Source organism: Pseudomonas sp. (assembly GCF_050739995.1).
Taxonomy (GTDB): Bacteria; Pseudomonadota; Gammaproteobacteria; order Pseudomonadales; family Pseudomonadaceae; genus Aquipseudomonas.
On record NZ_JBOICG010000276.1, the window covers coordinates 1 to 10,660 of the forward strand.

8 protein-coding genes are annotated in these 10,660 nt (G+C 61.8%); 7 read left to right on the forward strand and 1 reads right to left on the reverse strand.

Annotation, left to right across the window (positions count from 1 at the left end; genetic code table 11):
* From ACRESD_RS09400 to ACRESD_RS09430, 7 genes are all read left to right on the forward strand, one after another.
* On the forward strand, positions 1–1,233 hold a 1,233-nt coding region (locus ACRESD_RS09400; protein ID WP_431750664.1), incomplete at its 5' end, for an MFS transporter.
* 10 nt (positions 1,234–1,243) lie between these two features.
* The gene (locus tag ACRESD_RS09405; RefSeq protein WP_431750665.1) at positions 1,244–2,005 is read left to right on the forward strand and encodes an SDR family NAD(P)-dependent oxidoreductase; all 762 of its coding nucleotides are present in this window, start codon (positions 1,244–1,246) and stop codon (positions 2,003–2,005) included.
* 139 nt (positions 2,006–2,144) lie between these two features.
* Positions 2,145–2,894, forward strand: a complete 750-nt coding sequence (locus tag ACRESD_RS09410; RefSeq protein ID WP_431750666.1) for an SDR family NAD(P)-dependent oxidoreductase — start codon at positions 2,145–2,147, stop codon at positions 2,892–2,894.
* Between the two features lie 13 nt (positions 2,895–2,907).
* The gene (locus ACRESD_RS09415) at positions 2,908–3,204 is read left to right on the forward strand and encodes a hypothetical protein (RefSeq protein WP_431750667.1); all 297 of its coding nucleotides are present in this window, start codon (positions 2,908–2,910) and stop codon (positions 3,202–3,204) included.
* Positions 3,201–4,175 (forward strand): CobW family GTP-binding protein, encoded by a 975-nt coding sequence (locus tag ACRESD_RS09420; protein WP_431750668.1) that lies wholly within the window; start codon positions 3,201–3,203, stop codon positions 4,173–4,175. The genes ACRESD_RS09415 and ACRESD_RS09420 overlap by 4 nt, the downstream gene beginning before the upstream one ends.
* Positions 4,172–5,347 (forward strand): ABC transporter substrate-binding protein, encoded by a 1,176-nt coding sequence (locus ACRESD_RS09425; RefSeq protein ID WP_431750669.1) that lies wholly within the window; start codon positions 4,172–4,174, stop codon positions 5,345–5,347. Before ACRESD_RS09420 ends, ACRESD_RS09425 begins: the two co-directional genes overlap by 4 nt.
* A gap of 207 nt (positions 5,348–5,554) precedes the next feature.
* The gene (locus ACRESD_RS09430; RefSeq protein ID WP_431750670.1) at positions 5,555–7,891 is read left to right on the forward strand and encodes a putative bifunctional diguanylate cyclase/phosphodiesterase; all 2,337 of its coding nucleotides are present in this window, start codon (positions 5,555–5,557) and stop codon (positions 7,889–7,891) included.
* Between the two features lie 182 nt (positions 7,892–8,073).
* Here the strand turns inward: ACRESD_RS09430 and ACRESD_RS09435 are convergent, their stop codons facing one another.
* Positions 8,074–10,491: a glucose/quinate/shikimate family membrane-bound PQQ-dependent dehydrogenase gene (locus tag ACRESD_RS09435; protein ID WP_431750671.1), complete on the reverse strand. Its 2,418-nt coding sequence runs from the start codon at positions 10,489–10,491 to the stop codon at positions 8,074–8,076.
* Positions 10,492–10,660 lie beyond the last annotated feature (169 nt).

The window sequence follows — 10,660 nt, forward strand, 5'->3', positions numbered from 1 at the left end:
GTGTATGACTTCATCCTGTTCGGCACGTTGCTGCCGGAGATCGGCCGGCATTTTGGCTGGGGTGAAGTGGAGCAAGCCGAGATCGCGACATGGGTGGCGGTGGGCACGGCGGTGGTCGCCTTTGCCATTGGGCCCGTGGTCGATAAGTTGGGGCGGCGCAAAGGCATTATCTTTACCGTCGCAGGTTCCGCGTTGTGTTCGGCGCTGACGGCGATTGGTGGGGCGTGGGGTAAGTCGCCGCTGATCCTGATCCGTTCGTTGGGTGGTCTGGGCTATGCCGAGGAAACCGTCAACGCCACGTATTTGAGCGAGCTGTATGGCGCTTCGCAAGATCCGCGTCTGACCAAGCGTCGTGGCTTCATCTACAGCCTGGTGCAGGGCGGTTGGCCGGTCGGTGCGTTGATCGCCGCCGGGTTGACCGCGTTGTTGCTGCCGATCATCGGCTGGCAGGGCTGCTTCATTTTCGCTGCGATCCCGGCCATCGTGATCGCGATCATGGCGCGCAAGCTCAAGGAAAGCCCGCAGTTCCAAATCCACCAACGCATCAGCGAACTGCGAAAAAACGGCGCGGTGAAAGAAGCACAAAACGTCGCCGTGACCTACGGCGTGGACTACGACGAACACAGTAAGGCCGGTCTCAAAGCTGCGTTCCGTGGCCCGGCCCGTCGCGCCACCTTGGTGATCGGCGCCGCGCTGTTGCTCAACTGGGCGGCAATCCAGGTGTTCAGCGTGCTCGGCACTTCGGTGATCGTCAGCGTGCATCACATCTCGTTCGAAAACTCGCTGATCATCCTGGTGCTGTCCAACCTGGTGGGTTACTGCGGTTACCTCAGCCACGGCTGGATGGGCGACAAGATTGGCCGCCGCAACGTGATCGGCCTGGGCTGGATGCTCGGTGGGTTGTCGTTTGCCGGGATGCTGTTTGGCCCGAGCAACATGCCGATGGTGGTCGGGTTGTACAGCCTGGGCCTGTTCTTCCTGATCGGGCCGTACTCGGCGGCGCTGTTTTTCATCAGTGAAAGTTTCCCCACCAGCATCCGCGCGACAGGTGGCGCGATCATCCATGCCATGGGGCCGATTGGTGCCGTGGTCGCAGGCTTTGGCGCGACCCAGGTGTTGTCCGCCGGCAGTGACTGGCAAACCGCCGCGCTGTGGTTCGGCGCATTGCCCTGCTTCTTGTCCGGAGCCCTGATGTTTGCCGCGCGTCATGTGCGCCCGGAAACTGTCCAGTAAGGAGTGTTCGATGAGTCATAAAGTTGCCTTGATTACCGGTGCCGCCAGCGGTATCGGTCAAGCCCTTGCCGTGGCCTATGCACGCAGCGGCGTGGCGGTGGTCGGTGGGTACTACCCGGCCGACCCCCATGATCCGCAGACCACGATTTCTCTGGTGGAAGAGGCGGGCGGTAAGTGCCTGATGTTGCCGCTCGACGTGGGTGACACGGCTTCGGTGGACGCACTGGCGGCCCAGGCCGTGGAGCATTTCGGGCGCCTGGATTACGCCGTGGCCAATGCCGGCCTGCTACGCCGCGCACCGCTTCTGGAGATGACCGATGAGCTGTGGAACGAGATGCTCAATGTCGACCTCACGGGAGTGATGCGCACCTTCCGCGCGGCGGCTCGATACATGGGCGAGGGCGGCGCGCTGGTGGCGATTTCATCGATTGCCGGTGGTGTGTATGGCTGGCAGGAGCACAGTCACTATGCCGCAGCGAAGGCTGGCGTACCGGGGTTGTGCCGGTCGCTGGCGGTGGAATTGGCGCCCAAGGGAATCCGTTGCAACGCGGTGATTCCTGGGTTGATCGAGACGCCGCAGTCTCTCGATGCGAAGAACTCGCTGGGGCCGGAAGGCTTGGCCAAAGCGGCGCGCGCGATTCCATTGGGTCGGGTAGGACGGGCGGATGAAGTGGCGTCGCTGGTACAGTTTTTGACCAGTGATGCCTCCAGCTACCTGACCGGCCAGAGCATCGTCATCGACGGTGGCCTGACCGTACGCTGGCCTGACTAAGGGGTGTACTGAATCCAAATGTGGTAGGGGGCTTGCCCCCGATGGCAGTGGTTCAGACAAAGCAACTGTGACTGATACACCGCTATCGGGGGCAAGCCCCCTCCCACATTGGATCTGTGTTTGTTCTTGGAGGTTTTGTATGAACCAACTGACCAACCGCCGCGCCGTGATCACCGGCGCCGGCAGCGGCATCGGTGCCGCCATTGCTCGTGCCTACGCCAGCGAAGGTGCGCGTTTGTTGTTGGCTGACCGCAATGCGGCGAACCTCGCCGAAACCGCGATCAGTTGCCGTGACCTCGGCGCCGAGGTCGTCGAATGCCTGACCGATGTCGGCAGCGTCGAAGGCGCCCAGGCCAGTGTCGACCGCTGTGTGGAGCACTTCGGTGGCATCGATATCCTGGTCAACAACGCCGGCATGCTCACCCAGGCACGCTGCGTCGACCTGTCCATCGAGATGTGGAACGACATGCTGCGCATCGACCTCACCAGTGTATTCGTCGCCAGCCAGCGTGCCTTGCCCCATATGCTCGCGCAGCGCTGGGGACGGATCATCAATGTGGCCTCGCAACTGGGCATCAAGGGCGGTGCCGAACTGACCCATTACGCGGCGGCCAAGGCTGGGGTCATCGGCTTTACCAAGTCCTTGGCGCTGGAAGTGGCCAAGGATAATGTGCTGGTCAATGCCATTGCCCCAGGGCCGATCGAGACGCCATTGGTGGGTGGTATCAGCGAGGACTGGAAACGCGCCAAGGCGGCCGAATTGCCTCTGGGGCGCTTCGGCCTGGCTGATGAAGTGGCGCCTACCGCCGTGCTGCTCGCCAGCGAGCCAGGTGGCAACCTGTTCGTCGGCCAGACCCTGGGCCCGAACTCCGGCGATGTCATGCCATGAGCGGGGTGTAGTCATGTGCGGACTTTGTGGCTTGCTCGGCGAAGACCTGCACTGGAGCGACCCCTTGGGCGATGAGCTGCCCAGGCGCCGCGAGCGTCTGCGTCGGATCGCGGCGATCAATCAGGTGCTCGCGGTGTTCCGACTCAAGGTCGAGGATTTTCAGGGCGCTTCTTATCTGCTGCTCGGCGCCACCGGCAAGCAGGCGTTGGCGAGTGGCCTGGATCAGCTGTGGTTGGCGGCCGAAAGCATGCTTGGGCGACCGCTGGACCCGCTTGATCCACGTTTGCTTGATCACTTGGAGTCAGCATGAGCATCGCCCTCAACGTCATAACCGGCTTCCTCGGCAGTGGTAAAACCACTTTGCTCAAGCGCCTGCTGCGGGACGAAAGCCTCGGCGACACGGCGTTGCTGATCAACGAGTTCGGCGATGTCGGCATCGATCATCTGCTGGTGGAAGAAGTTGCTCCGGACACCGTGCTGCTGCCCAGCGGCTGCGTGTGCTGCTCGATTCGTGGCGAGTTGAAAGAGGCGCTGCTCGGCCTGTTGCAACGTCGCGAGCGCGGTGAAATCCCGGCCTTCAAGCGAGTGATCCTGGAAACCACCGGCCTGGCCGACCCGGCGCCGATCCTCGCCACCTTGAACAACGATGTGCAACTGCGCGGGCGTTTTCATATCGGTCTGGTGATTACCTTGGTTGACGCCAGCCACGCCGAACTGCAAGAGCGCTTGCACCCGGAGTGGCTGGCCCAGGTTGCCGCGGCTGATCGGCTGCTGCTGAGCAAGACGGACCTGGCGGGCGACTGCGAGCCATTGCGTGCGCACCTGCGGGCGCTCAACGCCGGTACGCCGATCCTTGATACTCATGAGGTTCACAGCGGTGATCAATTATTGCTCGGCGAAGGTTTACGCAGCACCGAACCTGCTGCTGAAGTGAGCCGCTGGCAACTGCATCACGCCACAACGACTTCCCACGGTACGGCGCAGGTGTGTTGCCTGACCTTCGACCAACCGTTGGACTGGATCGGCTTCGGGGTGTGGTTATCGATGCTGTTAAGATGCCATGGCGAACGAATCCTTCGTGTCAAAGGACTGCTCAGCGTGAATGCAAGCTCGGCCCCCATCGTCATTCATGGCGTGCAGCATTGCCTGCATGCTCCGGTTCACTTGCCCGCATGGCCTGGCAGTGACCGGCAATCACGCCTGGTTTTTATCCTGCGTGGCCTTGAGCCGGCGCTGTTGCGTCGCTCCTTTGAGGTGTTTTCACGGCGGTTCGCGGCATGATCACCTTACGTGTTCTGGGCACTTCGGTGACCCTGCTCGAATGCTTGCGCGTGCGTGCCGAACAGGAGCTGGGCATTCGCCTGGTGTACCAGGTGCATGATGTCGAGCAAGCCCAACGTATCGCCGTCATGCAGCCTGACAGCTACGACCTGTACGACCAGTGGTTCCACAACGTCGACTTCGTGTGGCCGGCGCGGGCGATCCAGCCCATCGACACCCGGCGTATTGCGCTGTGGCATGAGATCAACGACCTGCCCAAGCGCGGTCGTCTGTCGACCCATGATCGCCTGGGCAGCGGCAGTGTGCCCAGTGAGCGCTTGTTCGTGCAGCACGACGGCAGCCTAGGCAGCACCGTGACTGAACGCATCAGCATGCTGCCGCTGACCCATAACGCCGACAGCTTCGCCTACCGTCCCGAGCGCTTGCCTGAGGGTTTCAGTCATGGCAATGAAAGCTGGGGCTGGCTACTGGACCCGGCCTGGCGCGCGCGCACCGCACTGCAAAGCGACGCCGCCATCGGTGCCCTCGATGCTGCTTTGGCGGTGCAGGGCGCGGGCCTGGCGCAGTTCAAGGATATCGGCAACATGAGCATCGAAGAGATCGATGTACTCGCCGATATCTTGGTGCGCAAGCAGAAGGAAGGGCACTTCGCTGCATTTTGGTCAGATGATGAAGAGGCCGCGCAATTGATGCTCAGCCCGAGTATCGATATCCAGAGCCTATGGTCGCCGACCTTGATGCGCCTGCATCGCGCCGGGGTGAAATACCGCCTGGCGGTGCCTCGCGAAGGCTATCGCGCCTGGTTTGGCGGCTTGTCGTTGTCGCGTCATGCCCAAGGCCCGGTGTTGGATGCGGCCTATGCCTACCTCAATTGGTGGCTGTCAGGCTGGCCCGGAGCGGTGATGGCCCGCCAGGGTTACTACATCGGCAACCCGGCGCGCAGCCGCGATCACTTGAGCAGCGCTGAATGGGATTACTGGTACGCCGGCAAGCCTGCGCGGGAGGAACTGCCGGGCAGTGATGGCTTGCCCCTGATCGATGTGGGCGAAGTGCGAGATGGCGGTTCTTATGAACAACGCATGGGGCATATCGCGGTATGGAATTCGGTAATGGATGAGCATAACTACCTCGTGCGGCGCTGGGGGGACTTCATGCGCGCGCGCAGCGCTTGATCCTGCTACACCTTTGTCGCCAGAAAAATGACGCTAAAGTTCCAGGTTTTATTGGGTGTACTTATCCCAGGTCCCAGCTAATCTGCTAAAACAGAATATTCAATCAAAATGAATGTTTTTTTGACGCCAGGTCAGCAGTCGTCAGGGATCAGTATGACAAAGGGACGGATTGGCAGAGAGCGGCGAACACTGCCCGAGGGCACTGCGATGAGGTGGCGCCACACATTCCAAACCCGCATTGCAGGGGTGCTGGCGCTGTTGCTGCTGGTGGTGGTGGCGGCCACTTACTTTGCCGTCAAGGCTGCTACCACTCGCGCCGTGGAGAACCAGGCCGAGGTGCAGCTGGAAACCGGTCGCCAAGTGTTCGAACGCCTGCTGGACTTGCGCGGGCGTCGACTGCAATACGGGTTGGACTGGCTCACCGTCGATGGCCCTTTCAAGCAAGCCGTGGTCGATGGCGGCACCGAACCGATCCTGACCGTGTTGCGTCGCCACGGCACCGGTATCAGCTCCAGCGAGGTCTTTGTGCTGGGCCTGGATGGCCAGGTCATGGTCAGTACCCTGCCGTTACTCAGCCGTGGCCAGTTGTTTCCCTATGACGATGTATTGCGCCAGGCGCGGCGCAGTGGCCAACAAATGTTGATCGTGGCCATGGACGGGCAGCCTTATCTGCTGGTGCAGGATGAGGTCCTCTATCCGCAGCCCATTGCCCGAGTGGTCATGGGCTTTCCCATGGACACGAAGTTCGCCAATGAACTGCGTTCCATGAGCAACCTGGAGGTATCGTTTCTCAGTGTGCAGAACGGTCAAGTCGGCGATCTGTTCACCACTCAGCCCTACGAACATCAGGCCAGCATCATCGATAGCCTGCGTGACGTGCAGTTGAACCCCGAAGCGCAGTTCAGCGTGTTTTATGGGCAGCGCGTGCTCAGCCAGGTGTTGTCACTGGCCAATACCGGCGACGGCGACCAGGTGCGTGTATTGCTGCAAAGCCCGCTGGACCACGCGTTGGAATCCTTTGCACCGCTGGACCGGCAATTTCTCGGGATTGCCTTGGCCGTGCTGTTGGTTTCGCTGGCGGCAGCGCTGCTGATGGCGCGTCGCGTGTCGCGGCCACTCAATGCGTTGGTGGTGGCGGCCGAGCGGATCGGTGCCGGTGACTACCGCACAGTGGTGCAGGTGCGCAGCCACGACGAATTTGGTTTGCTGGCCCGGGCTTTCAATGCGATGCAAAGTGGCATTGCCGTGCGTGAACGGCAGCTGGCCCATAACGCCTTGCATGACTCGCTTACCGGCCTGCCCAATCGCGCCCTGGCGATGGAGCGCCTGGGCAGTGCTATCAGCGCGCAACGCCCGGTGGTGTTGCTGTACATCGGCATCGAAAACTATCGGTTGATCAATGAAGGCTTCGGCCCTGAAGGTGTCGAAGACATGTTACGCGAAGCCAGCCGCTGTCTGTCCATGAGCCTGCTCGCGAGCGACACCGCCGCACGTCTCGCTGGCAGCGAGTTTCTGCTATTGCTGGAAAACACCGAGATCGACCGCGCCGTGGCCCGTGCCGACCGGCTATATGGGCTGCTCACTGAGCCTCAGCGTATCGGCCATGATGAAGTGCGTCATGAGGTCAGCATTGGTATCGCCGCGTACCCCGCCGACGGCCAACTGGTGGAAGAGTTGATCAGCCGCGCCGCCATCGCCCGGCATGATGCGGCGACCTCGCCGGGCCATTTGCAAATCTACCAACAAGACCGCGACTTGGCCCACCAGCGCCAGATCACCCTGATCCGCGACTTGCGCCGCGCGGTGATCGAGGGTGAATTGTTCCTGTGTTACCAGCCCAAGCTCGACCTCAACCACGGCCACGTGCGCCAGGCCGAAGCGCTGTTGCGCTGGCAACATCCGACCCTGGGCCAGGTGTCGCCCACCGAATTCATCCCCCTGGCCGAGCGCACCGGCAGCATGGGCGCCCTGACCTTATGGGTCATCGAAGAAGCGATCCGGCAAATTGCCGAATGGGAGCAACGGGGTTTGCATATCCAGCTGTCGGTTAATATCTCAGTGGCCGACCTGGCCGATGACGACCTGGCCATTCGCGTCACGGCTTTGCTGATGCAATACGACGTGGCCGCCGAGCAACTGATCTTTGAGATCACCGAAAGCGCGATCATGCACAACCCGCAGCAGGCCCTCAGCGTGCTGGAGCAACTGCGCGGTTGCGGCATCAGTCTTTCGGTGGATGACTTTGGTACCGGCTATTCGTCCCTGGCGCAATTGCAGCGTTTGCCGGTGCAGGAGTTGAAGATTGACCAGTCGTTTGTGCGCAATCTCGACAGCACCACGGGTGATGGCGTGATCGTGCGTTCGACTATCGAAATGAGCCACAACCTGGGGCTCAAGGTGGTGGCCGAGGGCGTGGAGTTCGAGCCCAGCCTGAAATTGCTCAAACAGTGGAAGTGCGACACCGCCCAGGGCTACCTGATCAGCCGGCCGTTGAATGCCATGGCCTTCGAGATGTGGATGCGGCGTGAGCGGGTGTCGGTCTAGCGACTGGCATTGTTAAATGTGGGAGGGGGCTTGCCCCCGATGACGGAGTGTCAGTCACTGCAGAGGTTGACTGAACCACTGCAATCGGGGGCAAGCCCCCTCCCACATTGAGTCCAGAGCAGGGCATGAAAAAAGGCGGCTACCTGTAAAGGTAGCCGCCTTTGTCTTGCCGCCGGTATTGCTTAGTCCGGCAGTTTGAACGCCATCACGTAGTCACCCTGCTTGGTGCCCAGGGAGCCGTGACCGCCGGCCATGACCAGCACATATTGCTTGCCGTCCTTGCCGGTATAGGTCATCGGGGTGGTTTGCGCGCCTGCTGGCAGGCGGCCTTCCCACAGTTGCTTGCCGTTTTTCACGTCATAGGCACGCAGGTACTGGTCCAGGGTGCCGCTGAGGAACGCTACACCACCGGCAGTGGTGAACGTGCCGCCCAGGCTAGGTACGCCCATGGTCAGCGGGACCGGAACCGGTGAGCTGTCGCGCACGGTGCCGTTCTTGTGCATCCAGATGGTTTTGTGGGTGGTCAGGTCGACCGCCGCCACATAACCCCAGGCCGGCGCTTGGCACGGCAGGCCCATCGGCGACAGCAGCGCTTCGAGGATCACGCCGTAGGGCGCGCCTTTGTTCGGCTGTACGCCTTCGGTTTCGCTCACGCGAGGGCCTTGCTTGGCGATGTCGGCAGCCGGGATCAGTTTCGATTTGAACGCCATGTAGCTTGGGTTCACGAAGGCGATCTGGCGGACCGGATCGACGGAGATACCACCCCAGTCGAACACGCCGAAGTTACCTGGGTACACGATCGAGCCTTGCAGCGATGGCGGCGTGAAGGGGCCGTCATAGCGCATCGACTTGAAGTCGATCCGGCAGATCAGTTGGTCGAACGGTGTCACGCCCCACATATCGCGCTCTTTGAGCGGCGGTGGCATGAAGTTCAGGTCGGACTTCGGTTGGGTCGGGGAGGTGTGATCACCGGCCACTGCGCCTTGCGGTACAGGGATTTCGTTGATCGGCACGACCGGTTGACCATTGCTGCGGTCCAGCACGTAGATGCTGCCTTGCTTGGTCGATGCCATTACCGCTTGCTTGACGCCGTCAGCGGTCTTGATGTCGATCAGCGAAGGCTGGCCGCCCACGTCCATGTCCCACAGGTCATGGTGAGTGAACTGGAAGGTCCACTTCACGTGGCCGGTGTCGATGTCCAGCGCGGTCAGGCCGGCGCTGTACTTCTCGGAGGCCGGGGTACGGTCGCCGCCATACTGGTCGGGCATCTGGTTGCCCATCGGCAGGTACAGCATGCCGAGTTTTTCATCGACGCTGAACATGGACCACATGTTCGGCGAGTTGCGGGTGTAGGTCTTGCCTTCGGCCAACGGGGTAGTGTCGTCCGGGTTGCCGCTGTCCCAGTTCCACACCAGCTTGCCGGTGTGCACGTCGAACGCGCGGATCACGCCGCTTGGCTCGTCGGTGGAGACGTTGTCGGTCACGTGACCGCCGATCACGACCAGGTTTTTGGTCACGGCCGGTGGCGAAGTGGAGTAGTAACCGCCTGGGGCGAAGCTGCCAATGTTGGCACGCAGGTCGACCTGGCCTTTGTCACCGAAGTCTTCGCACATCTTGCCGGTGTCGGCGTTCAGGGCGATCAGACGGGTGTCGGCAGTCGGTACGAAAATGCGTTTCGGGCACACGGCGCTGACGGGCGCGGTGCTGGCGCTGCCGGTAGGGCTCTGCTCAGAAGCGTACACGGCGTCATCGTGATACGACACGCCACGGCAGGTCATGTGCGCCCAGCCTTTGAAGCTCGCCGCACCTTGGGTGCTGAGTTTCGGGTCGAAGCGCCAGATTTCCTTGCCGGTGTCCGGGTCCAGGGCAATCACCTGGCTGTGCGGCGTGCACACGTAGAGCATGCCGTTGACTTTCAGCGGGGTGTTTTCCGCGGTGGTTTCACCGGGATCGCCTGGGCCAGGGATGTCACCGGTACGGTAAGTCCAGGCCGGTACCAGCTTGTGAGCGTTTTCCGGGGTGATCTGCGCCAGTGGCGAGTAACGGTCACCGAAAGCCGAGCGGCCATAGGAGTTCCACTCACCGTCGGCCTGGCTCGGCGCTGCACTGGCCATGCCCGGTACGGCGTCGCGGTCCAGTTGGCCGGTCTTGACCATCTCACCTGGGTTGGTGAATTGGCTGGCCAAGGCGGTAGCACCCGCCAGCACTACGGCTACGCTCAGCGCGCCAGTGCCCAGCGGAGCGGCTTGGCCACGCAGCAGCGGGCGGCGGAACCACGGGAGCAGCATGACGATGCCCAAGGCGAACAACAGGGCCAGACGTGGCACCAACTGCCACCAGTCCAGGCCGACTTCCCACAGTGCCCACACGGTACTGGCGAACAGCACCAGTGCGTACAGGCCCAGCGCAGCTCGGCGGGTGGCCAGCAGCAAAACGCCGGTCAAGGCGATGCCGATACCGGCCAGCAGGTAATACAGCGACCCGCCGAGCATGCTCAGCTTGACGCCACCGGCCAACAAGGCCAGGCCCATGATCAGCAGCAAGACGCCTAGCAGCCTGGGCAGCAGGCGGCTTGGGCTTGAGGCACCATCAGTGCTCATAGTGTGTTTCTCCGTTACGTTGGAATTATGTAACCCCGTGCTTCACTGTAGATGACGATTCGGCGCGGGCTTGGTTCATCGTTGTTTTTGCTTTTTCTTGGGATCGCGGGGTTATCCACAGGCGGACGATTTATTCCCAGGCGCAGGTCGGGATAAGACAGCGCTGTCT